The 26,976-nt window shown below is 60.5% G+C and carries 27 protein-coding genes; 13 read left to right on the forward strand and 14 right to left on the reverse strand.

Annotated elements, in window-relative coordinates; all coding sequences use genetic code 11:
* Positions 1-54: 54 nt before the first annotated feature.
* Genes IB266_RS19565 through IB266_RS19575 form a run of 3 tightly spaced genes read right to left on the reverse strand, consistent with a single transcriptional unit; the run spans position 55 to position 2,888 of the window.
* On the reverse strand, positions 55-486 hold the full coding sequence (locus IB266_RS19565; RefSeq protein ID WP_060740714.1) for a Rid family detoxifying hydrolase: 432 nt from the start codon (positions 484-486) through the stop codon (positions 55-57).
* A gap of 27 nt (positions 487-513) precedes the next feature.
* Positions 514-1,686 (reverse strand): NAD(P)/FAD-dependent oxidoreductase, encoded by a 1,173-nt coding sequence (locus IB266_RS19570; RefSeq protein ID WP_192262154.1) that lies wholly within the window; start codon positions 1,684-1,686, stop codon positions 514-516.
* The gene (locus IB266_RS19575) at positions 1,683-2,888 is read right to left on the reverse strand and encodes a benzoate/H(+) symporter BenE family transporter (protein WP_060740716.1); all 1,206 of its coding nucleotides are present in this window, start codon (positions 2,886-2,888) and stop codon (positions 1,683-1,685) included. Before IB266_RS19575 ends, IB266_RS19570 begins: the two co-directional genes overlap by 4 nt.
* 342 nt (positions 2,889-3,230) lie before the next feature.
* Between IB266_RS19575 and IB266_RS19580 the strand changes: the two genes are divergently transcribed.
* Complete coding sequence (locus IB266_RS19580; RefSeq protein ID WP_060740717.1) at positions 3,231-4,622, forward strand: PLP-dependent aminotransferase family protein; 1,392 nt, start codon at positions 3,231-3,233, stop codon at positions 4,620-4,622.
* A 74-nt stretch (positions 4,623-4,696) separates the two neighbouring features.
* Here IB266_RS19580 and IB266_RS19585 read toward each other — a convergent pair whose 3' ends face one another.
* Positions 4,697-4,957, reverse strand: a complete 261-nt coding sequence (locus IB266_RS19585; protein WP_003205410.1) for a YebG family protein — start codon at positions 4,955-4,957, stop codon at positions 4,697-4,699.
* Between the two features lie 322 nt (positions 4,958-5,279).
* On the opposite strand from IB266_RS19585, the gene IB266_RS19590 reads away from it, so the two are divergent.
* Entirely contained in the window at positions 5,280-5,780 is a 501-nt protein-coding gene (locus IB266_RS19590) for a phosphate-starvation-inducible protein PsiE (RefSeq protein ID WP_053125067.1), read from the forward strand.
* Here the strand turns inward: IB266_RS19590 and IB266_RS19595 are convergent.
* Positions 5,777-6,094: a DUF3509 domain-containing protein gene (locus tag IB266_RS19595; RefSeq protein WP_060740718.1), complete on the reverse strand. Its 318-nt coding sequence runs from the start codon at positions 6,092-6,094 to the stop codon at positions 5,777-5,779. The genes IB266_RS19590 and IB266_RS19595 overlap by 4 nt on opposite strands.
* A 496-nt stretch (positions 6,095-6,590) precedes the next feature.
* On the opposite strand from IB266_RS19595, the gene IB266_RS19600 reads away from it, so the two are divergent.
* A complete protein-coding gene (locus IB266_RS19600; protein ID WP_103308316.1) occupies positions 6,591-7,001 on the forward strand; it encodes an HPF/RaiA family ribosome-associated protein in 411 nt (136 codons plus the stop codon).
* A gap of 81 nt (positions 7,002-7,082) precedes the next feature.
* On the opposite strand, the gene fecA is transcribed toward IB266_RS19600, so the two are convergent.
* The 4 genes from fecA to IB266_RS19620 form a co-directional block, all read right to left on the reverse strand.
* Positions 7,083-9,419: a TonB-dependent Fe(3+) dicitrate receptor FecA gene (gene fecA / locus IB266_RS19605; protein WP_192262155.1), complete on the reverse strand. Its 2,337-nt coding sequence runs from the start codon at positions 9,417-9,419 to the stop codon at positions 7,083-7,085.
* 110 nt (positions 9,420-9,529) lie between these two features.
* Positions 9,530-10,489: a FecR domain-containing protein gene (locus IB266_RS19610; RefSeq protein WP_192262156.1), complete on the reverse strand. Its 960-nt coding sequence runs from the start codon at positions 10,487-10,489 to the stop codon at positions 9,530-9,532.
* The gene (locus IB266_RS19615) at positions 10,486-10,974 is read right to left on the reverse strand and encodes a sigma-70 family RNA polymerase sigma factor (protein ID WP_192262157.1); all 489 of its coding nucleotides are present in this window, start codon (positions 10,972-10,974) and stop codon (positions 10,486-10,488) included. The genes IB266_RS19610 and IB266_RS19615 overlap by 4 nt, the downstream gene beginning before the upstream one ends.
* Positions 10,975-11,103: 129 nt before the next feature.
* Entirely contained in the window at positions 11,104-11,979 is an 876-nt protein-coding gene (locus IB266_RS19620; protein ID WP_060740723.1) for a helix-turn-helix domain-containing protein, read from the reverse strand.
* A gap of 139 nt (positions 11,980-12,118) precedes the next feature.
* On the opposite strand from IB266_RS19620, the gene IB266_RS19625 reads away from it, so the two are divergent.
* A complete protein-coding gene (locus IB266_RS19625) occupies positions 12,119-13,021 on the forward strand; it encodes a DMT family transporter (protein WP_092166151.1) in 903 nt (300 codons plus the stop codon).
* 85 nt (positions 13,022-13,106) lie between these two features.
* Here IB266_RS19625 and IB266_RS19630 read toward each other — a convergent pair whose 3' ends face one another.
* The 5 genes from IB266_RS19630 to norR all read right to left on the reverse strand — a co-directional run bounded on the left by IB266_RS19630 (position 13,107) and on the right by norR (position 18,317).
* Entirely contained in the window at positions 13,107-14,078 is a 972-nt protein-coding gene (locus IB266_RS19630) for a 2-hydroxyacid dehydrogenase (protein ID WP_192262158.1), read from the reverse strand.
* A gap of 199 nt (positions 14,079-14,277) precedes the next feature.
* Positions 14,278-15,027 carry a YkgJ family cysteine cluster protein gene (locus IB266_RS19635; RefSeq protein WP_192262159.1) on the reverse strand — a complete coding sequence of 250 codons (750 nt, stop codon included), beginning with the start codon at positions 15,025-15,027 and terminating at the stop codon, positions 14,278-14,280.
* Between the two features lie 79 nt (positions 15,028-15,106).
* Positions 15,107-15,436, reverse strand: coding sequence for a hypothetical protein (locus IB266_RS19640; RefSeq protein ID WP_192262160.1), 330 nt, complete (start codon positions 15,434-15,436; stop codon positions 15,107-15,109).
* A gap of 118 nt (positions 15,437-15,554) precedes the next feature.
* Positions 15,555-16,457, reverse strand: a complete 903-nt coding sequence (locus tag IB266_RS19645; protein WP_103308311.1) for a chemotaxis protein CheV — start codon at positions 16,455-16,457, stop codon at positions 15,555-15,557.
* 303 nt (positions 16,458-16,760) lie between these two features.
* A complete protein-coding gene (norR, locus tag IB266_RS19650; protein WP_192262161.1) occupies positions 16,761-18,317 on the reverse strand; it encodes a nitric oxide reductase transcriptional regulator NorR in 1,557 nt (518 codons plus the stop codon).
* A gap of 153 nt (positions 18,318-18,470) precedes the next feature.
* Between norR and hmpA the strand changes: the two genes are divergently transcribed.
* From hmpA to IB266_RS19695, 9 genes are all read left to right on the forward strand, one after another.
* A complete protein-coding gene (hmpA, locus tag IB266_RS19655) occupies positions 18,471-19,652 on the forward strand; it encodes an NO-inducible flavohemoprotein (RefSeq protein WP_192262162.1) in 1,182 nt (393 codons plus the stop codon).
* A 362-nt stretch (positions 19,653-20,014) separates the two neighbouring features.
* Complete coding sequence (locus IB266_RS19660; protein WP_060740730.1) at positions 20,015-20,524, forward strand: disulfide bond formation protein B; 510 nt, start codon at positions 20,015-20,017, stop codon at positions 20,522-20,524.
* Between the two features lie 93 nt (positions 20,525-20,617).
* Positions 20,618-20,965, forward strand: a complete 348-nt coding sequence (locus tag IB266_RS19665) for a hypothetical protein (RefSeq protein WP_192262163.1) — start codon at positions 20,618-20,620, stop codon at positions 20,963-20,965.
* Positions 20,966-21,298: 333 nt separating this feature from the next.
* Complete coding sequence (cyoA, locus tag IB266_RS19670) at positions 21,299-22,246, forward strand: ubiquinol oxidase subunit II (protein ID WP_103308307.1); 948 nt, start codon at positions 21,299-21,301, stop codon at positions 22,244-22,246.
* A gap of 3 nt (positions 22,247-22,249) precedes the next feature.
* Positions 22,250-24,280, forward strand: coding sequence for a cytochrome o ubiquinol oxidase subunit I (gene cyoB, locus IB266_RS19675; RefSeq protein WP_192262164.1), 2,031 nt, complete (start codon positions 22,250-22,252; stop codon positions 24,278-24,280).
* Positions 24,281-24,283: 3 nt separating this feature from the next.
* The gene (locus IB266_RS19680) at positions 24,284-24,910 is read left to right on the forward strand and encodes a cytochrome o ubiquinol oxidase subunit III (RefSeq protein ID WP_103308305.1); all 627 of its coding nucleotides are present in this window, start codon (positions 24,284-24,286) and stop codon (positions 24,908-24,910) included.
* Positions 24,911-25,246, forward strand: a complete 336-nt coding sequence (cyoD, locus tag IB266_RS19685; protein ID WP_025211927.1) for a cytochrome o ubiquinol oxidase subunit IV — start codon at positions 24,911-24,913, stop codon at positions 25,244-25,246.
* Between the two features lie 11 nt (positions 25,247-25,257).
* Complete coding sequence (cyoE, locus tag IB266_RS19690; RefSeq protein ID WP_003178131.1) at positions 25,258-26,145, forward strand: heme o synthase; 888 nt, start codon at positions 25,258-25,260, stop codon at positions 26,143-26,145.
* A 328-nt stretch (positions 26,146-26,473) separates the two neighbouring features.
* Entirely contained in the window at positions 26,474-26,788 is a 315-nt protein-coding gene (locus tag IB266_RS19695) for a helix-turn-helix domain-containing protein (RefSeq protein ID WP_060740734.1), read from the forward strand.
* Positions 26,789-26,976: the final 188 nt, after the last annotated feature.

The following is a 26,976-nucleotide window of genomic DNA, read 5'->3' on the forward strand; positions in this document are numbered from 1 at the left end:
CCAACGTCGATCCGGCTCACCGGACCGACGGGCACTCTGCTGACAGAAGGTGTTTCAGATCACCATGATGGCGTCGATGGCAACCAGGGTATTGCGTGCCAGCGCGCTGGCGCCGGCGGTGGTGCGGGCCGGATAGGGCTTGGTGAAGTACTCTTCCATGACGCGGTTGAGGGTCGGGAACTCACTCAAGTCAGTGATGAACGCCGTGACCTTGACCACGTTCGCCAGGGTGCCGCCCGCCGCTTCGGCCATTTGCACCAGGTTGTCGAGGGTCTGGCGCAGTTGGCCTTCGAAATCCTTGGCCAGCACTTCGTTGTTCAGCGCCGAGACCGGGGTCTGTGCCGACAGGTAGATGGTCTGCCCGTGGCTGACCTTGATGCCCTGGGAGTAGGTGCCCAGTGGCAGTGGCGCCTTGTCGGTGAAAATGACGTTCTCTTCGCCCAGGAAAGGTTTGGTGGCGGACTGGATTTGAGCGGTGGTTTGCATGGTGACGTTCCTTGTTAAGTGGATGGGTTAGTGCAAATCGGCAACCTGCTTGACGGCCAGGCTGGAAAATTCCTCGTCGCGGCAGCGGGCCGGGGAAAAGTGCTGGTAGTTGAGTTGCAGTGCCGCCAGGTCGGCCGGCATGGCGATGCCCAGCGCCGCATGACTGCACAGGCGTGCAATGGCGGGCGCGGCCTGGATGCCGTAGCCACCAAGGGCGGCGAGCCAGATAAAGCTCTCTTGCTGCGGGTCCTGGCCAAGCACCGGCGAGCGGTCGGCGACGAAGGTGCGCAGGCCCGCCCATTTATTGATGATCGAGCGGGGGCGCAGGCGCGTGGTGTTCTGCAGGCGATCCATGGTGATGGCCAGGTCAAGCTCTTCCGGCAATGCATCGCAGGGCAACGACGGGCTTTCATCGCAGGGGGAGACGATCAGGCGCCCGGCTTCAGGCTTGATGAAAATGTCCTCGTCCACCGTGCCCAGGTAGGGCGTGTGATGCACGTCGCACTGCGGGTCGACCGCCAGCACGGTGCGCCGCAACGGCCGGACACCGACCTTGGGCACGCCGCAGCGCTCAGCGATTTCATCGGCCCAGGCCCCCGCGGCGTTGACCACGATGGCGGCTTGCAGGGACTGGCCGTCCCGGGTGTGCAAGCGCCAGTGCCCGTCACGATGTTCGCCGCGCAGCACTTCGGTCTCGCGCTTGACCACGCCACCACGGGCACGCAGGCCACTCAGGTAAGCCCCATGAATGCCATGCACATCCAGGTCGAAGGCGCTGGGCTCGTAGATCCCTGCGCTCCAGGCACCTTCGGCGAGGTAGGGGACCAGCTCTTGCACGTGCTTGTCGTCGAGCAGCTCGGCCGTGGGCACTTGCTCCAGCACGGCGTTGAAACGCGCTTTGAGTTTGTCCACCCGTGCCGCCTGGGCCACGATCAGTGCGCCTCGCGGCGCCCATAGCGGATGCTCGGCCAAACCCTCGGGCGGGTTCTCGAAAAAGCGTCGGGACGCACAGGTCAGCGAACGGATCTGCTGGTTGCCGTAGCTTTCCATCGATATCGCGGCCGAACGCCCCGTGGTGTGATAAGCCAGTTGCTGTTCCTGTTCGAGCAGGCAGACGCTGCCATGGCCCGCCAGTTCATAAGCGGCTGAGACGCCGGCGATGCCGCCACCGACCACGATGAAGTCGTAACGAGCGATCATGGTCGGCTGCCCTCGGCGATAGCGGCGGCTTTGCTTTCCCGGGTGTAGGTCAGCACGAAGTGCGCCACGAGACCAAAGATCAGCCCCCAGAACGCGGCGGCCAGGCCGAGGAAACTCATGCCCGAGGCCGTCACCAGAAAGGTGATCAGCGCAGCTTCCCGCTGCTTCTCATCGGCCATGGCCCCGGTCAGCCCGGCACTGATCGCGCCAAACAAGGCGAGGCCGGCGAGGGAGGCGATCAATTCCTTTGGCAGTGCGGAAAACACCGAGGCCAGGGTCGCGCCGAAGGTACCCATCAGGATGTAGAACACTCCGCAGGCAATCCCGGCGATGTAGCGTTTGTCGCGGTCCTCGTGGGCTTCTCGACCGGTGCAGATCGCTGCGGTAATGGCCGCCAGGTTAAGGCCGTGGGACCCGAACGGGGCCATCAGGGCCGAGCCGATCGCGGTGACCGAAATGATCGAGCGAGCTGGCGTGTTGTAGCCCGAGGTGCGCAATACGGCCATGCCGGGTACGTACTGGCCGGTCAAGGTCACCAGCGCCAGTGGCAGGCCGATGTTGATGATCGCGTGCCAGTTCCATTGCGGTGCGATGAAGACCGGATGGGCCACGGCGATGGTGATCGAGTTGCTGTTGAGTTCACCGAACGAGGCAGCCACCGCGCAGCCGATGATCAGCACCGACAGAATGGCGTAGCGTGGTGAAAAACGCTTGAAGACCAGGTAGGCCGCGATCATCGCCAGCACCATCGCCGGTTGCAGCTTGATCGACGTGAACAGCTCGGCACCGAAGCGGAACAGGATGCCGGCGAGCATGGCGGCGGCAATGGCCTTGGGCAGGCGGCTCATCAGTTTGTCGAATGCCCCGGACAAACCGACCACGGCAATGATCACCGACGCCACCACATAGGCACCGATGGCCTGGGGCAGGGTCACGGTGGGCAGCATCGATACCAGCAATGCCGCCCCCGGTGTCGACCACGCGGTGATGACGGGGACACGCAGGCGCCAGCTCAGGAGCAGGCCGGTAATTCCGCTGCCGATGGAAATGGCCCAGATCCAGGAAGACACCACGTCATCGGGCAGGTGGGCTTCCTTGGCTGCCTGGAACACGATGATGAGCGGGCCGGCGTAGGAAATGATCACGGCGATGAAACCCGCGATGATCGCTGACAGGGATAGATCCTTTCTGAATGTGTCCATGATGTCTCGACTTGGCGCGGCAGGAGCCCGCAGTGGATGATTGAGTCGATTGCTTCGATTCGATATCAGTGTATTTGAATGAATTGAGTTGATTCAATAGGTGGCGGGATTGTTACGAGATATTTTTCTGCCATGACGCGGGTTTTTTAGTGGTTTTTGTGGTTAGTCATTTGATTTATATGAATATTATTTGCTGTAAAAATTTCTTCATATCCCATTGATTAACGATTCAATAATCGTATCAATCGACTCAATTCGCCGGATGTGTCGAATTATTAGTTGCCTAACCTCCATGTGATATGCTCGGATATTCATCATTTCTACGATGGGCAGTGATCATTCATGTGGGTTCCCCAGCTAAGCGAGTTCAGCCAGCCGATGTATTTGTCGATTGCCGATGCGTTGGCGCGCGATATCAACAACGGCGTGCTGAACGAGGGTGATCGCTTGCCGACCTTGCGGGAGCTGGCGACCACCTTGAATGTCACGCCGGGCACCATCAGCCGGGCCTATAGCGAAGCCCATCGGCGTCGGCTGGTGCAGGGGGAAGTGGGGCGTGGCACTTATGTGCTCAACCAGAAGCAGCTGGAACTGCCGGCCAGCAACAGCGCCGCTGCGCCGTTGAACCTGGGGCAATCCGAACTGCTTGATCTTTCGATCATCAAGCCCTACAGCGAGACCCTGGAGTACTGGTTGCGCGGCGCGCTGGTGGGCATGGCCAAAAGTACCGATTTCGCGCGCGCGCTGGATTACGCGCCGGACGGCGGTCACCCGGCGCATCGTGAGGCGGGGGCTCAATGGTTGCGTCATTCATTGCCCGACGCGCAATGGCAACAAGTGGTGATTACCGCCGGGGCCCAGCATGGCTTGATGGTTGCGATGAGCGCCCTGACCAACGCCGGTGACCTGGTGCTCTGCGAGGCGCTGTGCTATCCCGGCATCATTTCCCTGGCCCACGGCCTCGAGCGTCGCCTGCGTGGCGTGCCGATGGATGACGAAGGCATCATCCCCGAAGCCTTGCGCGAACTGTGCCTGCGAGAGAAGCCGGCGATGCTGGTGTGCGTGGCGACCTGCCAGAACCCGACGGCGGCGATCATGTCGCAGAAACGTCGGGCCCAGATTGCCGCGCTGGCCGAGGAATTCGATTTCATCATCCTGGACGATGACATCTATGGCTTCCTGGCTACCGATCCGTCGATCAAGCCGTTGTCGGCCTTTGCGCCGGATCGTTCGGTGTACCTGACCAGCCTGTCGAAATCGGTCATGCCGGCGCTTCGCATCGGTTACATCTACAGCCCGCCGAAATTGCTGTCGCGCCTGACTTCGATGGTACGCAGCAGTGTCTGGATGCCGTCGCCGTTGACGGCGCAGCTGGCCAGCAATGTGATTACCGAAGGCCTGGACAAGAAACTGATCCGCATCCAGCGCAACGAGGCGGCGGGGCGGCAAGCGATCGCCCGGGAAATCTTTGCCAATTTCGAGCTCAAGACCCAGCCGTACTCCTATCACGTCTGGTTGACACTGCCCGAGCCATGGACCAGCGACGAGTTCACCATGCTTGCCCGGGCCAACGGTGTATTGGTGCTCAGCGGCACCCAGTTCCAGGCTGAGCGTTCAGGTACCACCCGGTGCGTGCGGTTGGTGTTGATGTCGCCCACCAGTCAGGACGAACTGCGCTTCGCCTTGACGAAGCTGGCGAGCCTGATCGATTCGGATCCGCGTCGTTATTACTAAAAAGATCGCAGCCTTCGGCAGCTCCTACACGGTTGTTCCATGTGGGAGCTGCCGAAGGCTGCGATCTTTTTTGGTTACTCGTCCGACGGGTTGAGCAGTTCGGACAAGGCGTCCGGCTGGCTCTTGAAAGCCTTGGCGAACACATCCCGATTCTTCGCCATGTAGATCCCGGCTTCTTCGACCTGTTGCTCGCTCAGCGATGGAACGGCTTTTTGCAACACTTCGGCCAGCAATTCGGCGAGCTCCAGCATTTTGTCATGACGGTCAGCTTCGGCTTTATCCATGAACAAGCGCTCCAGATCTCGGCTGCTGCGGTATACCACTTCGACGGCCATTCACCACCTCACATGCCTTCACATTGGTTTGTCTTTGCAACTACTGTATTTATATACAGGCAAAAGAATAAGCGAATCCTGTTGCTTTGGATAGTGGCTTTTTAATGTAGACCGATTTCGGCATGTGAGAGCGAAGCGTGTGTGAGCAAATCTTGTGTGGGAGCAAAGCTTGCTCGCGACAAGGCCGAATGAAGCGCCCAAAAGTGCCGGATACCAGCCTATCGCCATCTCACCCTCAGTCGCTGGCCTTTTTTCTGCATGCAGAACAACCGTCACGTCCAATCCGCATCATCCGGTCGAACCGACCTAAGGAAACTACATCGTGAAAATAAACTGGGCCGAGAACCTGCGCCAGAACGTCCATCAACTGGCCGAGTCCCTGGGAAACCTGTTCGTCGAGACCTTCCACTACCTGGCGCTGTTCGCCATCGGTGCGGTCACCGCATGGGCGGCGGTGATGGAGTTCTTGCAGATGCTCGAGGCGGGGCACATCAAGATCGACGACATCTTGCTGCTGTTCATCTACCTGGAATTGGGTGCGATGGTCGGGATCTACTTCAAGACCAACCATATGCCGGTACGGTTTCTGATCTACGTGGCGATCACCGCGCTGACGCGGTTGCTGATTTCCAACGTTTCCCACCACAGCCCACCCGACCTGGGGATCATCTACCTGTGCGGCGGCATCCTGCTGCTGGCGTTTTCGATCCTGGTGGTGCGCTACGCGTCGTCGCAGTTCCCTTCGGTGAAGATCGAGCACCCGCACCGCAAGGTCGGCGCGGGTTCCAGCGAACATGCCGAAGTGGAGAAGGGTGAGATTTAAAGGCCAGCGGCAGAGGGGGCCGCACCCTGTGCATGCGGTGGTGGCAGCTTGATGTTGTCGCCGCCGGTCATGGCTTCGAGGATGGCCACGGCGCTGTGGCCCTGCTCGATGGCGATGCCGAACTGAATGCTTTGCACCAGGCGCTTGAGCCGCTCCGGGTCGTTGCGTTGCTGGGCGCTGATCATGCGTTTGGCGACGATGCGCCCGCTCTTGGACAGGGTCAGCATGATGCTGCCATCCAGGCCCTGGATACTCAGGTTGATTTGATAGTGCGGCGCAAAAGCGTCGGTAATGATCTGAAAAGGGTTGTCCATGATGCGTCACCGCCTGATTGAACGTGCAGTTGTTGACCGGCCGTGATCGGGATTAGTTCGCAACACTGGACCATCGGCCATTCCATGATCGTGTTCATCTCAAGTTTTCCAGGGCAGGCAGGCTTCAAACCGAAAGGTCGCAGTCTGCGGCAGCGCCTACAGAGAGTTAGCAAGTGGCATGCCGGAAAAACCGTCGGACAATGATCCCGGCGCCCAAGCGCCGAACGGTCTGGAATGGGGCTGCCCGTTTCGGGGCAATAACGTGCGGATGTTCGTTGACGGTGCAGGAAGGGAGGCGATTTGCGGCGGGTGGGCAGGACGGGGCAACTCCCGACATTAACAGTGCCTTTGCCCGTTGTCCGGCTTTATTTGCAAATGGATATTTATATTTTCCCAGGGGTTGAATTGTTCTTCCGCCAGCCCGACTCTGTATTCAAGGGGCCGTTGCATTCACGTCGATGGCCCCCGGCGAGCTAGCTGAAATAAGGGATGAACTATGCAAATCCAAGTCAACAGCGATAACCATATTCAAAGCAGCATCCGACTGGAGGAGTGGGTACGTACTACCATCGAAAGCACGCTCGAACGTTATGAAGAAGACCTGACACGGGTCGAGGTTCATTTGCGGGACGAGAACGGCGACAAGCCCGGTCCCCATGACCTGCGTTGCCAGCTTGAAGCGCGGCCTAAAGGCCACCAGCCGATTTCCGTGACGCACAAGGCCGATACGCTGGAACTGGCGATCGAGGGGGCGGCCACCAAGCTTGAAAACGCCTTGGAGCACTTGTTCGGCAAACTGCGCGGCAAGCGCGCAACCATTGCGACACCGACCGAATCCGTTGCCTTGGCCGATGCGCTATTGGAAGAAGAATTCCTGGAGAACGAACGGGCCGCACTCAACGGCTGAGCCCGATCGCTTAAAGTCACTCACCGAACGGGCCTGCAATCGCAGGCCCGTCTTGTTTCAGCGGTTCACCGTAGCCCCGAATCAAAACGCCACGGACGTTTGCACATACAGCGTGCGCGGCTCCCCCACGTACTTGCCTCGGTTGTTGTCGTCGAACGAGCGGGTGAAATATTGGGTATTGAAGATGTTCTTCACACCCACCGCCACGTTCAGGTCCGACAGTTGTGGGCCGAAATCATAGGCAGCGCGGCTGCTGAACAGCATGTAGCCGGGGATATTGCCGGTACTGCCGTCGGCGCTTTCAGCACGGGTGTTAGCGTTGTCGGCAAACTGCGCGCTCTGATAGGTGCTGTCCAGGTTCAGCTTCCACGGCCCGTCCGTATAACCCACGCCCAGGGTGCCTTTGTGCTTCGAAGAGAATGGCACGCGGTTGCCTTTGTTCGGCCCGTCTTCACGAATGGTGGCATCGACGAAGGCATACGTGGCATACACGTCGAAACCGGTCAGCGCGGGGCTCAGGCCATCAAGGGCGTAATTGATGCTGGTTTCGATGCCTTGGTGGCGAGTCTCGCCGCGGGCGATCACTGAATCGTTGGTCTGGTTGCTTTCATACTGGTTGTCGAAGTTGATCAGGAATGCGCCGATCTCCGCCCGCAGGTTGCCATCGTCGTAGCGGGTGCCGAGTTCCCAGGTGCGGGCCTTTTCCGGTTTCACTTCACCGCTGCTGACACGGTTGGGCATCTGGCTGTACTGCACACTGCCGAACGAGCCTTCGGTGTTGGCATACAGATTCCACTCATCGGTCAGGTGATACAGCACGTTCAATGCCGGCAAGGCCGTGTTGTAGTCGCCCTTGTACTTCACATTCGTCAGGTTGTTGGTCTGCTGGGATTCGATCATTTCGTAGCGAACACCCGGCGTGATGGTCCATTTCCCGATGTCGATCCGGTCATCGATGAAAAACGCATTGGCCTCGGTGCCCCCGCGCGTATCACGGTCGTTGCGACTGGAGGTGGTCGGCAATTCGTTGCTGGCGATGGGCGTGCGATAACGCAGCTCATGGCCCGCCTCGTTGATGTAGCGATAGCCGACGCCGACCTCATGGCTGGTGGGGCCGAGGTCGAAGCCTTGGGCGAAACGGGTTTCCAGGCCGCGGACCCAATATTCGCGAGGCGACAGGGACAGGAAGGTGCCCTGGTCCAGGTAGCCGCTGCGCAAGGTCTTGGTGAAGAACGTGCTGGCGGTGAATTCCCGGCGGTCCTGTTGGTAGCGGTAGCCGAAATTGACCAGGGTGCGACGGCCCCAGAAACGGTCGTTCGGACGCGTGGATTGATACGGGTTGGCATCGTAGTCGGCCACATTCAGGCCGCCGGGCATATCGGCCTCGCCTTCGTAATATTGGGCCATGGCATTGAAACTGTTGGCCTCGTCCAACTGGTAGTTGCCCTTGAGGATCAGGTCATCGATTTGTGTGTCGCTGTGTTCGCGCCAGTCGCCGCCGCGGGTGCCGGAATACAGCAGGGCACCGCCCAAGCCGTTGTCGGCGGTGCCGCCCGCCAGCAGATTGGAGGACGTTTTGAAACCGTCGTGGCTGGAGGATGGGCTCGTCTCGGTCTGGAAGCCCCCCTTTACCGTGGGTGCATCGGGAATCGCCCGCGTCACGAAGTTGACCACGCCGCCGACGTTTTGCGGGCCGTAGCGCACTGCGCCGCCGCCGCGCACGACATCCACCGCGTCCATGTTGCCCATGCTGACCGGTGCGAACGATAGCTGCGGTTGGCCGTAAGGTGCGAAAGGCACCGGGATGCCATCCATCAGCACCGTGGAGCGTGACGCCAGGCGTGGGTTGAGCCCGCGAATACCAAAGTTCAGCGCCATGTCATGGCTACCGGTGCCGTTGTTTTCCGGTGCGTTGACGCCGGGAATGCGATTGAGCACATCCCGCGCCTGCGTCGCACCCTGGCGTTCGAACGCTTCACGGCGGATGACGTCACGGGCACCGGGGTGTTCGAAGACATTGGCTTGCGCGGCGTCGCCGAGCCAGTCGCCGACCACGGTGGTGGTGCCGATGTCCAGCGCGGTGGTGGCCGGTTGCAGGCTGAAGGCGTTATCTCCCTCGGGCCGGGCTTGCAGGCCTGTGCCTTCGAGCAGCGCGCTCAGCCCTTGCTCCGGGCTGTAGCTGCCTTCCAGGCCGCGGCTCTGCAGGCCAGCGGTCGTCTGTGAGCCGAAGGAAATCAACACCCCGGCCTCGCGTCCGAACTGATTGAGGGCATTTTCCAGTGACGACGGCGCGATGTGATAGGCCTTGGCATCGGCAGCCTGTACGCAAGGCAGTGCGACGAAACTCAAGCTGGCCCCCAGGAGCCATTGACGCATGGTACGGGCCAGTGGGGTGAGACGGGTAGGTTGCTGCGGCATGGATGAGGATCCCGAGAAGGTTGTATCGAAGTGGCTTTCCTTCTCTGTCACCCGAGGCGGGGAAAACGGCTCACGGTTGCGTGTTTTTTTTCCAGCAGGACGGTCATGGTTCAAGCGCGAGCCTCGACCGAGACCCAATAGCGGGTAAAGCGGCGTACTTTTACCGGCAGGCTGACCTCCAGCAGATCGAGGATTCGCTCGCTGTTGTCCAGCGGATAAGTTCCGGAGATCAGAAGGTTGGCCACCGCTTCGTCGCAATGCAATTGGCCGCGGCGGTACCGGCCGAGTTCATCGAGAAAGTCCGCCAGGCGCATGTGCGCGGCTATCAGCATGCCTTCCGTCCAGGCGCCGCTGTTGGCATCCAGCGCCGTGGCGGGCCCGGCGCCGTTGATGCCAAGGCTCAGTTGCCGTGATGTGCCCAGTAACGAAGACGGGCCGTGTCGGCTGCGAATGTCCACCTCGCCTTCAAATACCGCCACCTGGGTGTGTTCCGGATATTCGCGTACGTTGAACCGGGCGTTGCGGCTTTCCAGCCGGCCATGGGCGGTCAGTACGTGCAGGGGCCTGGGGTCCCGGGCCGCCGTCAACAACAGTTCACCCTCCAGCAGGCGGATCAAGCGGCGTTGAGCGTCGAAGCGAACGTCGACCGCGCTGCCGCTGTTGAGCTGCAACTGGCTGCCGTCATCCAGCATCAGGCGACGCCGTTCGCCCACCGGGCTGCGGAAATCGGCCATCAAGGGTGGCAGCCACTGGCGTTCACGCAGGCCCCAGGCCAACGTTGAGCCGGCCCCCAATACCAGCAACGTTTTGAGCGCTCGCCGCCGCATGGCGGACTTCGGTGCATTGAGGGTCGCATGGGCTAACGCAGGGGATACGCTGCGCAGCCGTTGATTGACCCGTTGGATATGTTCCCAGGCGCGGCGATGTTCGCTATGAGCATCGAGCCATTGCTCCCAGGCTTGCTGTTGGCGGGTGTCGAGTGGGCCTTGCTGCATTTCCAGGAGCCAGTGCACGGCCTGCTCGGCGACTTGGGCGCTGACGTCAGGTGCGCCGTTGATCGACGGGGTCATAAGGCGAAGTAGCAGCGCATCGCTGCCTTGTTCAGATGGCGCTTGACCGTTGCCAGGGAAATCCCCAGTTCACGGGCGATTTCGTTGTAGGTCAGGCCATCGATCTGGGCCAGCAGAAACGCCTGCTTGACCGCTCGCGGCAAACCATCGAGCAGTTGGTCCAGTTCCGTCAGGGTTTGCAGGATGATTGCCCGTTCTTCCTCCGACGGCGCCACTTGCTCCGGCAGTTGGGCGAGGGTGTCGAGGTAGGCGCGCTCGAGGTCCTGGCGGCGGTAATGGTTGAACAGTACGCGCTTGGCAATGGTCGTAAGGAACGCGCGGGGTTCCAGGACAGGCTGCGGATCGCGCGCCGTCAGTACGCGCATGAACGTGTCCTGCGCCAGGTCGGCGGCACTGTCGGGGCACCCGAGTTTTCTTCGCAACCAGCTGTTGAGCCAACTGTGATGGGCGTTGTAGAGCACTTCGACGGTGTGTGCAGGCGGCAACGAGGAACATCCCGACAGCGCTGAGCTGTGCTAGAGAACAAGAATTGTTCGCATTGTAGAGGCGCGGCAGTGGCTACGGCAATCGGGATCAGTGCCGGGCTGTTTCATTTGGCCGGAGCGCGGTGGCGCCTAGCGCAAGAATGCCTGTCGATATTCCCCGGGGCTCGCCCCCAAGGTCTGGCGAAAACGGTTGGTGAAGTGGCTGGCGCTGGCAAATCCGCAGGCCAGTGCCACCTCGCCCAACGGTTGTGAGGTGGTGCGCAGCAAGTGTTGCGCGCAAGCCAGGCGCCGGGCCAGCACATACTGATGGGGCGGCAGCCCGAAGCTTTCGCGGAACATCCGCGCGAAGTGGTATTCGGATAACGCGCACAACGTCGCCAATTGTCCGAGGCTGATGGGGTCGGCCAGGTGGCTGTCGACGTAATCCACCAGCAACCGCCGCTGGTGAGCCGCCAGGCCGCCCTTGAGGCGAAGCCCCTGGCGCTGGCCGACCTGGCTGAGCAGCAGGTGGTTGAGCAGGTCATGGGCCAGGCTGGTGGTCAACAGGCGTTCCCCGGGTTCGTCCCAGTTCAGCGCGATCAACTGGCGAAAGCGATGCGCCTGCTGCGGGTCGTCGAGGAATGTCTCCTCGTGCAATTGCACCTGCCGCGGTTCGCGGTCCAGTAGCGTGATGCACCCAAGGGCGAATTGTTCAGCGCTGAAATACAGATGGGCGAGGCGAATGTCGCCGTTGATGACCCAGGCCGATTCATGTCCGGCGGGCAGTACGCAGAGTTTGCCCGGCGCCCCTGTGGTATCGGGTCGTTCGCGGCGAAACGTACCGGTGCCACCGGCGATGTAGCAGGACAACGTATGGTGGGTCGGCGCCTCGTAGTCCTGGGCGTCGTGATGGTTGCTCCACAAAGCGGCCGCCATGCCGTCTCCGAGCTCGGCGCTATGCTCCAGGCGAGCATTGGGCGAGCTGTTGAGGGCTTGGAAGACTTGCAGGCTTTGCAGTGTGGGCATGATCGGTTCTCTCCAACGCCTTGCATCCTACTCCGTCGCCCCGTTCCTGCCAGCCCGCCAGCCGACAAAACCGCAAGTTTATGCAAGTGCGGCAGGGGCGGCGGCGTGACACTGAAGGTCATTGTCAGGAGCCGTCACCATGAACCTCTCGTTGTACCTGCTTACCGTGCTCATCTGGGGCACGACCTGGATCGCCCTGAAACTGCAGTTGGGCGTCGTCGCCATCCCCGTGTCGATTGTCTATCGCTTCGGTCTCGCGGCGCTGATCCTGTTTGCCATGCTCCTGCTCAGCCGCCGCTTGCAGGTGATGAACCGGCGCGGCCATTTGATTTGCGTTGCCCAGGGCCTGTGCCTGTTCTGCATCAACTTCATGTGCTTCCTGACTGCCAGCCAGTGGATCCCCAGTGGCTTGGTCGCCGTGGTGTTTTCCACGGCCACCCTCTGGAACGCCCTCAATGCCCGGGTTTTCTTCGGTCAGCGGATTGCCCGTAACGTGCTGTTGGGGGGCGCCCTGGGGCTTTCGGGGCTGGCCTTGTTGTTCTGGCCGGAACTGGCCGGCCACAGCGCAAGCCCGCAAACGATGCTCGGATTGGCACTGGCGCTGCTGGGAACGTTGTGTTTCTCGGCGGGCAACATGCTCTCGAGCCTGCAACAGAAAGCCGGCCTCAAGCCATTGACCACCAATGCCTGGGGCATGGCCTATGGCGCGGCGATGCTGGCGGTGTGGTGTGGGTTCAAAGGCATTCCGTTCGACATGGAATGGAACACGCGCTACATCGGCTCGTTGTTGTACCTGGTGATCCCGGGGTCGGTGATCGGCTTTACCGCCTACCTGACACTGGTCGGGCGCATGGGGCCGGAGCGGGCGGCCTATTGCACCGTGCTGTTCCCGGTGGTGGCGTTGAATGTCTCGGCGTTTGTCGAGGGCTACCAGTGGACAGTGCCGGCATTGGTGGGGTTGGTGCTGGTGATGCTGGGGAACGTGCTGGTGTTTCGTAAGCCACGGCCGGTGGCGACGAATGTCGCGCTGGGTGCACGCTGAGACAGAACGCCTGGCGATAATCCCGTGGCGAGGGAGCAAGCTCCCTCGCCACGGTGTGTTCCCCCGGGGGGCTTTTGCGGAGGATTTATTTCCAGACTTGCGGGTTGACCAGGTTCTGCGGTCGCTCGCCCAACAAGGCACTGCGCAAGTTATCCACAGCCAGATTGGCCATGGCCTCACGGGTTTCGTGAGTCGCCGAGCCAATATGGGGCAGGGTCACGGCGTTTTTCAGCTGGAACAGCGGCGATTCGGCCAATGGCTCTTTCTCGTAGACATCCAGCCCGGCACCGCGGATGCGGTTGTTCTGCAACGCTTCGATCAGCGCGGGTTCGTCTACCACAGGGCCACGGGAAATGTTGACCAGGATGGCACTCGGCTTCATCAGGCCCAGTTCACGCTGGCCGATCAGATGGCGGGTTTTCTCGCTCAACGGCACCACGAGGCAAACGAAATCGGCTTCGGCCAGCAATTGGTCCAGTTCGCGAAATTGTGCGCCCAACTGATTTTCCAGCTCGGTCTTGCGACTGTTGCCGCTGTAGATAATCGGCATGTTGAACCCCAGCCGGCCACGCCGGGCAATGGCTGCGCCGATGTTGCCCATGCCGACGATGCCCAGGGTCTTGCCATGTACGTCGCTGCCGAACAACTGCGGGCCGACCGTCGCTTGCCATTGCCCGGCCTTGGTCCAGGCGTCCAGTTCGGCCACGCGCCGGGCGCTGCTCATCAGCAGGGCGAAGGCCAGGTCGGCGGTGCTTTCGGTGAGCACGTCGGGGGTATTGGTGAGCATGATCCCACGTTCATTGAAGTAGGCCAGGTCATAGTTGTCGTAGCCCACCGACACGCTGGAAACCACTTGCAGGTTCGTGGCGCTCTGCAGTTGCTCGCGGCCGAGCTTGCGACCGACACCGATCAGCCCATGGACGTGAGGCAAGGCTTCGTTGAACTGCGCGTTGATGTCGCCGTTCGACGGGTTGGGGACGATCACGTCGAAGTCCTGGCGCAGGCGTTCGATCATGGGAGGCGTGATACGGCTGAAGGCAAGTACGGTTTTTTTCATCGTGCAAGGCTCATCTGCAGGGAATACCAAGCACGCTAACATTCCTGGCGCGGGTTAGGCGAGAGGGGAGGATGTAATCGCAGCGCCGCCAGTTCTCTGTGGGAGCGAGCTTGCTCGCGATAGCGGTCTGTCAATCCATTGCGATTGACTGGGCTGGCGCCATCGCGAGCAAGCTCGCTCCCACAGGTGATCTCTACACTCAGGCGGCTCGCAGGGAAATGAAGGCGTAGGTGACCGGTGCTTCAGTGACCACCCGTGCGCCGCTGGCCGAGACCTGGTTGGCCACGTCCTCGCCGGACAGGTGGAACTGCCATTCGCCAGCCGCTTGGTCCAGCGGCTGCGAGCGGGCTTGATCGATAGCGGCGGCAAACGCAGCCATGTTCGGCAGGTAGGCCGTGAACCCGTCGCCCTTCAACGCCGTCGTGTGGATGCCCAGAGACATGCAGATGCGTTCCTTGATCGCGATTTCCTCACGATCGGCCTGGCGTGAACGCTCGATCAAGCGGGCCAGTTCCTGGTCCACCAATTCACCGCCAAGTATCAACTGCGGCCCCGTTTCCCATGACTCCGGTGGGCAATCCTTGGCGGCGGGATTGAGCGGGATGTGTGGATTGATTTCCATGGGATAAATGCGGCACACCAAGGGTCTGCGCTCATAGATGCGGCACAGGTTTTCGTCGTCCAGATTATGGCAACGACCCACGTTATAAGCGGCGAACGTGATCGCCACCAGCGCGTCGCTCGTGCCGCTACGGACCACCGCCGAGCGTCGTTCGGCATGTTCACGTTGCGCCACCGGAAGGCCGAGACCATTGGGCAGGAAGGCCTCGACCAGGACAATCACCTGGCCGCCGTCATTGGCCCACATCCTGGCTTCGTCGAGGGTCAGAGGAACGTGATGGCCGGTACAGCATTTACCGCACCCTACACAGGAAAACGTTGTGTTCATTGATCGACCGAAGGCAATAGGCTGAAAGCGGCGCCGGAAAAACGCCGCGATAAGCCCTGCGAAGCAAGTTATGCGCCATTCATCGAGGGGCATCGGTCGAGCGGATCGAGTCCCATTCGGTGACGAAGGCGGTCCTGGTTTTCTTGCGGTAGAGGCACAACTCGGTGCCGGTTGCGCCTTTCATGTGTTTCTGTGGGTATTGGCCTTGCAGCAACAGAGCGGTGTAGCCCACCCGGTCGTCGAATTGCGCGGCGGTGCCGACGGGTTCGGGGTCTTTAAGGCCGCTGGCCTTCAGGCAACTGGCGAGCACTTTTTTGTCGTAGGCGGCCCAGGCGTCGGGGCTGGAAGCCTGAGCCTCAAAGGCCATGGCGGCAGTCAGGCCGAGGAGCATCAGCGCAGGGGTTTTCATCAACAATGTCCTTGTTCAGGGGAACCAGGACAGGAGTATGCCTGAGGTTGGAGCAGTGTTCAGAGGCCGCGAGGATCGCAGCCTCCTGGCGTTCGGCCTGCCTTGTCGCGGGTGAGTGTCAGCGCCCTTGTTCGGTGACGGCCTTGGCCGCGGTGATCAGGCACTTGGTCAATTCAGGCGACGAGAACTTGGTGAGCACCCCGTTTGCGCCGGCCAGTCGGGCTTTCTCACTGTTCATGGCGCTGTCGAGCGAAGTGTGCAGCAACACGTAGAGGTGCGCGAAGTCCGGTGTTTCGCGCAGGGTCCGGGTGAGGGCGTAGCCGTCCATTTCCGACATTTCGATATCGGAAACGATCAGGTTGATCTCCTGTGCAGTGCCCTGCAGTTCCAGCAGACAGTCGATGGCTTCCTTGGCGCTGCGGGCGGTGTGGCATTGCAGGCCCAGGTTGCGCAGGGTATGCACCGATTGCTGCAACGCCACCTGGCTGTCATCGACCACCAGGATCCGGGCGTTGCCCAGGACCTCGGCGTCTTCCATGCTCAGTTCGGTCGGCGCGGTTTCGATCTGCGCCGGTGCGATGCCGTGGATGACCTTTTCGATGTCCAGCACTTGCACCAGTGTGCCGTCCACCGAGGTCACGCCGGTGATGAACGCACGTACGCCGCCGGAGCCGTAGGGCGGCGGTTTGATGTCGGTGGTCAGGCAATGCACGATCTTGCTCACCGCCTGCACATGCAGGCCCTGTTTGGAGCGGCTCACGTCGGTGACGATCAGGCAACCACCGTCCGGATCTTCCAGTGGCCGCTCGCCAATGGCGCGGCTCAGGTCGATCACCGACAACGACGTCCCGCGCAGGGTGGCGATGCCTTTGACGTGCGGATGGGACTCCGGCAGTTTGGTCAACGGTGGGCAGGGAATGATTTCACTGACCTTGAGCAGGTTGATCGCCATCAGCTTGCCGCTGCGCAAGGTAAACAGCAGAAGCGAAAGTGAATCTGCGCGGGCTTTGTTGGAAGACATAAAAACCTTCTGTGGAAAAAGGTGGGGCGAGCATAGCGATCGCCAGAACAGCTTGTGATATCGGGTTATCGACTTGTCGGGGGCAGGCTTTAGGACGAAAGCTGTCTATGGCCAATTTCAAGCCAGCGACCTGCGGATGCTCATCTTGTGGCGAGGGATTTATCTGTGGCGAGGGGATTTATCCCCGCTGGGTTGCGCAGCAACCCCAAAAAAGGCTGAACGCATTCAGTCTGATACTCCGGGTTGGTAGATTTTGGGGCTGCTTTGCAGCCCAGCGGGGATAAATCCCCTCGCCACAGGTTTTTATTTTAGCCCCAACCGCCGGGCCATCCGCCCCAGGTTCGCCCGATCCAGGCCCAGCTCCCGGGCGGCGCTGGCCCAGTTGTGCTGGTGCCGCTCCAGGCAGGCGGCGATCAAATTGCGTTGGAATTCGTCCACCGCTTCGCGCATGTCTCCCGTCACGCCCACCTGGGCCGGTGCCGGGCCGGTGGACAATGGGGCAGGGTTATCCACAGGGGCTTGGGGCAAATCCAGGTCCTGGGCGCTGAGGCTGAGGATTTTCGGGCGTGTCGGGCAGCGGCCCAAGGCCTTCAGGGCACTGCGGCCAATCAGGTGTTCCAGTTCGCGTACGTTGCCCGGCCAGTCGTAGGCCACCAGTGCGGCCTGGGCGTCGTTGGTCAGGCGCAGGCTGCCCAGGCCCATGCGTGAACGATTCTGTTCCAGGAAGAAGCCGCTGAGCAGCAGTACGTCCCGTCCGCGCTCACGCAGCGCCGGTACCTGCAATGGATACACACTCAAGCGATGGTAGAAATCGGCCCGATAACGGCCGTTGCGCACTTCTTCGGCGAGGTCGCGATTGGTGGCCGCGATCAGGCGCACATCGACCCGGTGCTCCTTGTCCGAACCCAGGCGCTGCAGTTGGCCGCTTTGCAACACCCGCAGCAACTTGGCCTGGACAGTCAGGGACAACTCACCCACCTCATCGAGGAACAAGGTGCCGCCGTCGGCCAGTTCGAATTTGCCGCGCCGGTCGTTCGTCGCCCCGGTGAAGGCGCCTCGTACGTGGCCGAAGAGTTCACTTTCCACCAGCGTATCCGGCAGGGCGGCGCAGTTGAGGCTGATGAGCGGCTGCCCGGCGCGTTTCGACGCGGCATGGATGGCCTGGGCGACCAGTTCCTTGCCCACACCGGTCTCGCCCGTGATCAATACGGTCAGGTCGCTGCCGCCCACCAGCGTGATCTCTTCCACCAGGCGCTTGTGGGCCTTGCTCTGGCCGACCATGTCGCGATGTTGCTGGCCGCTGGCCTGGCGATAGACCTCGGCGCGGCGGTGCTCATCCTCGGCCTTCAAGGCCAGGCGCTCGATGCGTTCGGCGGCGCTGACCGTGGCGGCGGCGAGGCTGGCGAAGGCTTGCAGGGCGCTCAGGTCGATGGGTTCGAAGCGTTCCGGGTCCAGGGAATCCAGGGTTAGCAGGCCCCAGGGGCGCTCGTCGACGAACAGCGGACAACCCATGCAGTCATGAACTTCCAAGTGCTCGGCCAGGCCCTCGACCAGCCCGTCGTACGGATCGGGCAGGCCGCTGTCGGCGGCGAAGCGGGTGGGCTGCGGGTTCGCCAGCAGCGCTTCGAAGCGTGGGTGTTCGCTGACCCGGAAGCGTCGGCCCAGTGTATCGGTGCTCAAACCGTCCACCGCCAGGGGCACGAGGCAGTCCCCGTCCAGGCGTAGCAGCGCGGCTGCGTCACAGGGCAGCAGCGCGCGCAGGGCGCCCAGCAAGCGGCGATAGCGCTCGCCTTCAGGCAGTTCGCGGGACAGGTCTGCCACCAGGGGCAGCAAGGCTGTGAGTAGAGAGGTTGCAGTCATAAGGACTCCATGTAGTCCAAAAGACTCTAAATCGTTCTGTGTCTTTATGACTACTTTTTATTTAACTGATTGAAAAATAAAGAAATAAATTATGGCACGGAAACTGATAGTAGAGCCGTAGTTGTTATTCAAGTCCTTGCATGGAGTCACCTTATGCTCAGCCAAGAAGAACGCGCCATCATTCGTTCCACTGTTCCCTTGTTGGAAAGCGGTGGTGAAGCGCTCATTACTCACTTCTATCGCATGATGCTGTCCGAATACCCGCAAGTGCGTCCCCTGTTCAACCAGGCTCACCAAGCCAGTGGCGATCAACCCCGTGCGCTGGCCAACGGCGTGTTGATGTATGCGCGGCACATTGACCAGCTCGACCAGTTGGGCGACCTGGTGGCGAAAATCGTCAACAAGCACGTTGCCTTGCAGATCCTGCCGGAACATTACCCGATTGTCGGTGCGTGCCTGCTGCGAGCCATTGCTGAGGTGTTGGGCGCAGAGATCGCCACGCCCGAGGTGATCGCGGCGTGGGGCGCTGCCTACAACCAGTTGGCCGATATCCTGATCGGTGCCGAAGCCGGCATGTACGACAAGAAGGCCGAGGCGCCGGGCGGCTGGCGTGGCGAGCGTGAGTTCATCCTGGCGGCCAAGGTCCAGGAAAGCTCGGAGATCACCTCGTTCTACTTCGAACCGGCGGACAAGGGCCCGATCCTGGTGGCCGAGCCGGGCCAGTACATCGGCATGAAGCTCATCCTCGATGGCGAGGAAGTGCGCCGTAACTACTCGCTGTCGGCCCTGGCGGATAATGGCCAGTATCGGATCAGCGTCAAGCGCGAGCCGGGTGGGCGAGTGTCCAACTATTTGCATCATCATTTCGACGTTGGCAGCCGTATACAGTTGTTCCCGCCGTCCGGGGATTTCTACCTGACCGCCAGCGACAAGCCGCTGGTGCTGATCAGCGGCGGCGTCGGTATCACGCCGACCCTGGCCATGTTGCAGGCGGCACTGCAAACCGAGCGGCCGGTGCATTTCATTCACTGTGCACGCAACGGCCGCGCCCATGCCTTCCGCGACTGGATCGACGACTTGGCCAAGCGGCATCCGCAACTCAAGCGCTTCTACTGCTACGACGAAGACGACGGCTTGAGCCCGGCGGCGGATAAGGTGGGGCTGCTGAGCCAGGAGCAATTGGCGCAATGGCTGCCGGAGCAGCGTGACCTGGACGCCTATTTCCTTGGGCCGAAGGGTTTCATGGGCGCCGTCAAGCGCCACCTCAAGGCCCTGGGCGTGCCGGACCGGCAGAGCCGCTACGAATTCTTCGGCCCGGCGGCGGCGCTGGAGTAAGGTCTCCACGCCCGGCACAGATCCCTTGTGGGAGCGGGCTTGCTCGCGAAGACGGCGGCACATCCAACATTGATGCAAGCTGACCCATCGCTTTCGCGAGCGAGCTCCCACAAGGTGGCAGACCATAAGGCCAGGGCAAACTCCTTGTGGGAGCGAGCCTGCTCGCGATGGCGGCACCAGCCCCATCCCTGTCCAACTGCCAGAATTAATCCCCGCTTAACCTTCTTGCGGTCTATTCCCCTCCAATGACGACGCTCGCTGCTCGTTCACTGTCATGGTCAGCGTGTAGACTTCGGTACATCCGATCGCGCGCCGGGTGTCGCGAGGCTGCGCGTCGATCCATGCAGATAAAGGGAAACGCAATGAGTGAGGAAATGATGCGGCTAGGCCGTGAGCGGCGCTATCTGGTGCTGCTGGGGCTGATCTGCCTGGCGCTGATCGGCGGTGCGCTGTACATGCAGGTGGCCCTCGGCGAGGCACCGTGCCCGCTGTGTATCTTGCAACGCTATGCGCTGTTGCTGATCGCAATCTTCGCCTTCATCGGCGCTGCCATGCGCACCCGCCGCAGCCTGACGATCTTCGAAGGCCTGGTGGTGCTCTGTGCCCTGGCCGGTGCCGGTGTGGCAGGGCATCACGTATATACCCAGTTCTTCCCCGCGGTCAGTTGCGGTATCGACGTATTGCAACCGATTGTCGATGACCTGCCGCTGGCGAAGATCTTCCCGCTGGGTTTCCAGGTCGATGGCTTTTGCTCCACCCCCTATCCGCCGATCCTGGGCCTGTCCCTGGCGCAATGGGCACTGGTGGCCTTCGTGTTGACGGTGGTGCTGGTGCCGTTGCTGGTGTCGCGTAACCGCAAACCGCTTCGCTGAAACACCTCGATGAAACGCCCCGGTTCTCTCCTGGAGAGCCGGGGCGTTTTACGTTTCACGCTCAAGACGGAGCGTCCTTGATCCGAGACAAGAATGACCTGCGGCAATGTGCGACACGTTGTCACATATCTTGCGGCGCTCAGCCTTGGCGAGGGCGATAAAGCACGCTTTCCTGTAACAAAAAAATGTCTGATTTCGCAACTGGCGTATCGCCTGCAGCAGGCATTTTTAACAGCGGCGCGTCAGGCGGCGGGGGCCCCGAAAACTGGGCGCTTGCCGAGCAAAAAACCTCTTGATGATCCTCTCGAGCTGTCTAAATCGGGCGTAGTAGACCTACGTTTTTTGGGGTTCTTGTTGAGAATTAATTTCGATAACATGCTGGCCCGTTGCAATATCGGCAAGAGATTGTTGCCGGATCGGATAAAAATTATTTCGGGATGAGACATGGTCTACAGCGCGTCACCTCACTACAATCGCCCGCACCGATTTTCCGACCCGGCTCAGGCTTGAGCACGAGAGTGGTCGAAGGGCGCCAGCGCCCCATGCGACCCCAGGTGTCGGTGCCTCCAACTACCCGCACCAAATGGAATTGGGCTTGAACTAGGCCTTTTGACCAACGAATAAGAACTCACTGCTGGCCCGGGATGTGTCGAACAGCCGCTGACGTTCGATGGGCAGCCCTTATTCAATCCAAGAAATGCCAACCCTTGGCAGGGTGAAGTGTTGGCGATCAAAACCCAACTGCATTGCGCAAGCTGCTTTAGAGGTCGTGAGATGAGTAAAAACAGGTACCCCCGATTACTAGGCTTGTTGCCGCTGCTCGGCACGTTGCTGCTGGGAGGCTGCAACATGACCTTGCTCGATCCCAAGGGCCAGGTCGGCCTGGATGAACGAAACCTGATCATCACCGCCACACTGCTGATGTTGCTGGTCGTCGTGCCGGTCATCGTCATGACCTTCCTGTTCGCCTGGAAGTACCGCGCAACCAACACCAAGGCCACATACACGCCGAAATGGTCGCATTCGACCAAGATCGAAGTGGCGGTGTGGACGATTCCAGTGCTGATCATCATTGCCCTGGGTTACATCACCTACAAGTCGACCCACGCCCTGGACCCGTATCGTCCGCTGGATTCGGACGTCAAGCCGATCACCATTGAAGTGGTTTCGATGGACTGGAAATGGCTGTTCATCTATCCGGAACAAGGCATCGCCACCGTCAACAAGATCGTGTTCCCGGCCCACACGCCGATCAACTTCAAGGTCACCTCCGACACCGTGATGAACTCGTTTTTCATCCCGGGCCTGGGCGGCCAGATCTACGCGATGGCGGGCATGCAGACCAAGCTGCACCTGATAGCCAACCAGAACGCCGAACTCGACGGTATCTCCGCCAACTACAGCGGCGCGGGTTTCACCGGCATGAAGTTCAAAGCGACCGCCACCACCCAGGAAGAATTCGACGCCTGGGTCAACGATGTGAAGAAGGCACCTAAACAGCTTGAAAAAGCTGAATACGAAGCCCTTTCCAAGCCGAGCCAGAACAACCCAGTCGAACTCTACTCGTCAGTCACGCCGAACCTGTTCCAGACCATCATCGACAAGTATGAAGGGATGAATCCGGGCAAGCCGATGCACCACGAGAAGAACGAGAAGGAAGTGGCTCACAACATGGAAGGGATGGACATGAGCTCGCATTCAGCTGCCGGGGCAGAGGAGTAAACGATGTTTGGTAAATTAAGTTGGGAAGCGATCCCGTTCCACGAGCCGATTGTCATGGTGACCCTCGCCATCATCGCGCTCGGTGGTCTGGCATTGTTTGCAGGCATCACTTACTTCAAGAAGTGGACCTACCTGTGGACCGAGTGGCTGACATCGGTCGACCACAAGAAAATCGGCGTGATGTACATCATCGTTGCCATGATCATGCTGCTGCGCGGTTTTGCCGACGCCATCATGATGCGTACCCAGTTGGCCATGGCCACCGAGGGTTCGCCTGGCTACCTGCCGCCTGAACACTATGACCAGATCTTCACCGCCCACGGTGTGATCATGATCATCTTCATGGCGATGCCGTTCTTCACCGGCCTGATGAACCTTGCAGTGCCGCTGCAGATCGGCGCCCGTGACGTGGCCTATCCGTTCCTGAACTCCCTGAGCTTCTGGCTGCTGGTGTCCGGCGTAGTGCTGATCAACCTGTCCCTGGGCGTTGGCGAATTCGCCAAGACCGGCTGGGTGGCCTATCCGCCGCTGTCGGGCTTGCAATACAGTCCGGGCGTGGGGATGGATTACTACATCTGGGCGCTACAGCTTTCCGGATTGGGTACGACGCTGACGGGGGTCAACTTCCTCGCCACCGTACTGAAGATGCGTACGCCAGGCATGAAGCTGATGGACATGCCGATCTTCACCTGGACCTGCACCTGGGCCAACGTCCTGATCGTCGCTTCCTTCCCGATCCTGACCGCTACCCTGGCTTTGCTGACGCTTGACCGCTACATGGATTTCCACATTTTCACCAATGAACTGGGTGGAAATCCGATGATGTACGTCAACCTGTTCTGGGCCTGGGGTCACCCCGAGGTGTACATCCTGATCCTGCCGGCGTTCGGGATTTTCTCCGAAGTCATCTCGACCTTCTCCGGCAAGAAGCTGTTTGGCCACCACTCGATGATCTACGCTTCCGGCGCGATCTCGGTACTGGGCTTCATGGTCTGGCTGCACCACTTCTTCACCATGGGTTCGGGTGCCAGCGTCAACGCCTTCTTCGGCCTGGCGACGATGCTGATCTCGATCCCGACGGGTGTGAAGCTGTTCAACTGGCTGTTCACCATCTACCAAGGCCGCCTGCGTTTCACCAGCCACGTGCTGTGGACGCTGGGCTTCATGGTGACCTTCGCCATCGGCGGCATGACCGGTGTACTGCTGGCCATTCCGGGTGCTGACTTCGTCCTGCACAACAGCCTGTTCGTGATCGCCCACTTCCATAACGTGATCATCGGCGGCGCCGTGTTCGGCTACATCGCCGGCTTTGCGTTCTACTTCCCGAAAGCGTTCGGCTTCAAGCTGCACGAAGGTTGGGGCAAGGCTGCGTTCTGGTTCTGGATCTCCGGCTTCTTTGTCGCGTTCATGCCGCTCTATGCACTGGGCTTCATGGGTATGACCCGTCGCCTGAACGCCACCACCAACCCTGAGTGGGTGCCGTACCTGTACGTCGCCATGTTCGGTGCGGTGATGATTGCCGTCGGTATCGCCTGCCAACTGATCCAGTTGTATGTCAGCGTGCGCGATCGCAACAAGCCAGAGAACATGTGCGAACACGGCGACCCGTGGAATGCCCATACCCTGGAATGGTCGACCTCTTCGCCACCGCCGTTCTACAACTTTGCCGTGCTGCCGAAAGCCGACACCATCGACCCGTTCACCGAAGCCAAGGAAGCCGGCACCGCGTACCAGGCTCCGGCCAAGTACGAGCCGATCCACATGCCCAACAACACCGCCACCGGTGTGGTCATGGGCGCGCTGTTGACCGTGTTCGGTTTCGCGATGATCTGGCACATCTGGTGGCTGGCCATCGCCAGCCTGGTCGGCACCGTGGTGTATTTCGTGATCCATGCCGCCCGTGACGATCAGGGCTACATGGTGCCGGTGGATGTCATCGAACGCATCGAAGCCGAGCAGCACAAGCGCCTGGTAGCGGCCGGGAAAGTCCCCGCCACCGCCACCCGTGTTGAAACCTCGTTGGAACAGGCTTAAACCATGTCGAACTTAGTGACCAATGTTGGACACGCCCATGGTCATGACCATGGGCACGATGACCATCACCACGACTCGGGCGAGATGACCGTATTCGGTTTCTGGCTCTACCTGATGACCGACTGCATTCTGTTTGCGTCGATCTTCGCGGTATACGCGGTGCTGGTTAACAACGTCGCCGGTGGCCCGTCGGGCCACGACATCTTCGAACTGCCGTACGTACTGGGCGAAACCGCTCTGCTGCTGTTCAGCTCGATCACCTACGGCTTCGCCATGCTGGCGTTGTTCAAGGGCAAGAAAAACCAGGTCCTGGGCTGGCTGGCCATGACCTTCCTGTTCGGTGCCGGCTTTATTGCCATGGAGATCAACGAGTTCCACATCCTGATCGCCGAAGGCTACGGTCCTAGCCGCAGTGGCTTCCTGTCCGGGTTCTTCACCCTGGTCGGCACCCACGGTCTGCACGTGACCAGCGGCCTGATCTGGATGGCGATCATGATGTATCAGGTCCAGAAAAACGGCCTGACCGCCACCAACAAGACGCGCCTGAGCTGCCTGAGCCTGTTCTGGCACTTCCTGGACGTGGTGTGGATCTGCGTATTCACCGTTGTTTATCTGATGGGGACCCTGTAAATGGCTAACGCACATTCCCATGATGGCCATGACGCCGGCCACGGCAGCGTCAAGTCCTACGCCATCGGTTTCATCCTGTCGGTGATCCTGACCGTCATCCCGTTCGGCCTGGTGATGTACCCGACACTGCCGAAAAGCCTGACCCTGTGGATCATCCTGATCTTCGCCGTGGTCCAGGTATTGGTGCATCTGGTGTACTTCCTGCACCTGGACCGCTCCGCCGCCCAACGTAACAACGTGGTCGCGTTTGTCTTTGCCGCGATCGTGATTGTCCTGCTGGTTGGCCTGTCGTTGTGGATCATGTTCAGCATTCACACCAACATGATGGCGCACTGAGGAAAGTCCGGATGTCCCTGAAGCACTTTATCCAAATCACCAAGCCGGGGATCATTTTCGGTAACGTGCTTTCTGTGGCAGGCGGGTTTTTCCTGGCCTCGAAAGGGCATGTCGATCTGGCCATCTTCCTGGCGGCGATGATCGGCACTTCCCTGGTGGTGGCGTCCGGTTGCGTGTTCAACAACTGCATCGACCGCGACATCGACATCAAGATGGAGCGCACCAAGAACCGCGCGCTGGTCCAGGGCTTGATCCCGGTGCAACTGGCCCTGGCATTCGCCACGGTGCTGGGTGTGGCCGGCGTGGCGCTGTTGTACTGGGTGGCCAATCCGTTGGCGGCGTTGTTCGCGGTGATCGGTTTTGTCATCTACGTCGGCCTCTACAGCCTGTACCTCAAGCGCAAGTCGGTCCACGGCACGCTGGTGGGCAGCCTGTCGGGGGCGATGCCGCCGGTGATCGGTTACGTCGCGGTAAGCAACAGCTTCGACATGGCGGCGCTGACGCTGCTGGTGATGTTCAGCCTGTGGCAGATGCCGCACTCCTACGCCATTGCGATCTTCCGCTTCAACGACTACCTGGCGGCCTCGATTCCGGTGCTGCCGGTCAAGCGCGGCATCCGCGTGGCCAAGAAGCACATCCTGCTCTACATCCTGGCCTTCCTGGTGGCGACCTTGATGCTGACCTTCAGCGGCTACGCCGGCATGAGCTACCTCGCCGTCGCCGCCGCCATGGGCATGTACTGGCTGTACATGGCCTGGACCGGCTACAAGGCGGTGGATGACACGGTCTGGGCACGCAAGCTGTTCGTGTTCTCGATCTTCACCATCACCGCCCTGAGCGTCATGATGTCCCTGGACTTCAAAGTGCCGAGTGAGCTGCTGCTGACGTACGCGCCTTAAGCTTCAGATGCTGCAAAAAAAGCCCCGCCTTCGAGAGAAGCGCGGGGCTTTTTCATGGGGGTTGCGGGCTGTCGATGTTCCTGTGGGAGCGAGCTTGCTCGCGATAGCGGTGGTTCAGCCTGCATGAGTGCTGAATATGACGGCCTCATCGCGAGCAAGCTCGCTCCCACAAGGGTTGCGGAGTATCTGTTATTGCCTTATGAATGCTGGTCGGTTTTGGATGTTCGCTATCTCTGATAAGCAAGGACGAGTTGGAAAACCTGACCTCCGAGCAAGAGAAGATGCTCAAGCGCGCCATAGAAGCTGAGTTGAAAGTGCGAGGTACCTTATGAAAAAACGTGATCTGTTTGCCGAGATGATACAAGGCGTCGAGGAGATGGCCGCTCACCGGGAGGGCAAGATCACCCTTCGTCAGCTGTCGATCGAGGATAAACCGGTTCCCGAGGTGTCGGCTCGGGAAATCGTGGCGTTGCGCGACAAGCTCCATATGTCTCAGGCCGTTTTCGCCAAGAGCATCAGGACCAGTCCTGGCACCCTTAGGAACTGGGAGCAGGAGAAGTCCAAACCCAACGCCCAGGCGGCTCTTCTGATCAGGTTGGTCGAGAAGTTTCCAGACATGGTCGAGCGGCTCGGCGCTGTTTGAGGAACTCATATCTCTCCCATGAAAAAGCCCCGCCTTCGAGAGAAGCGTGGGGCTTTTTCATGGACGTTGCCCGGGCTGTCGGTGTTCCTGTGGGAGCGAGCTTGCTCGCGATAGCGGTGGTTCAGCCTGCATGAGTGCTGAATATGACGGCCTCATCGCGAGCAAGCTCGCTCCCACAGTGGCCTCGG

It is taken from the genome of Pseudomonas sp. Pdm06 (genome assembly GCF_014851795.1).
GTDB lineage: Bacteria > Pseudomonadota > Gammaproteobacteria > Pseudomonadales > Pseudomonadaceae > Aquipseudomonas > Aquipseudomonas fluorescens_AA.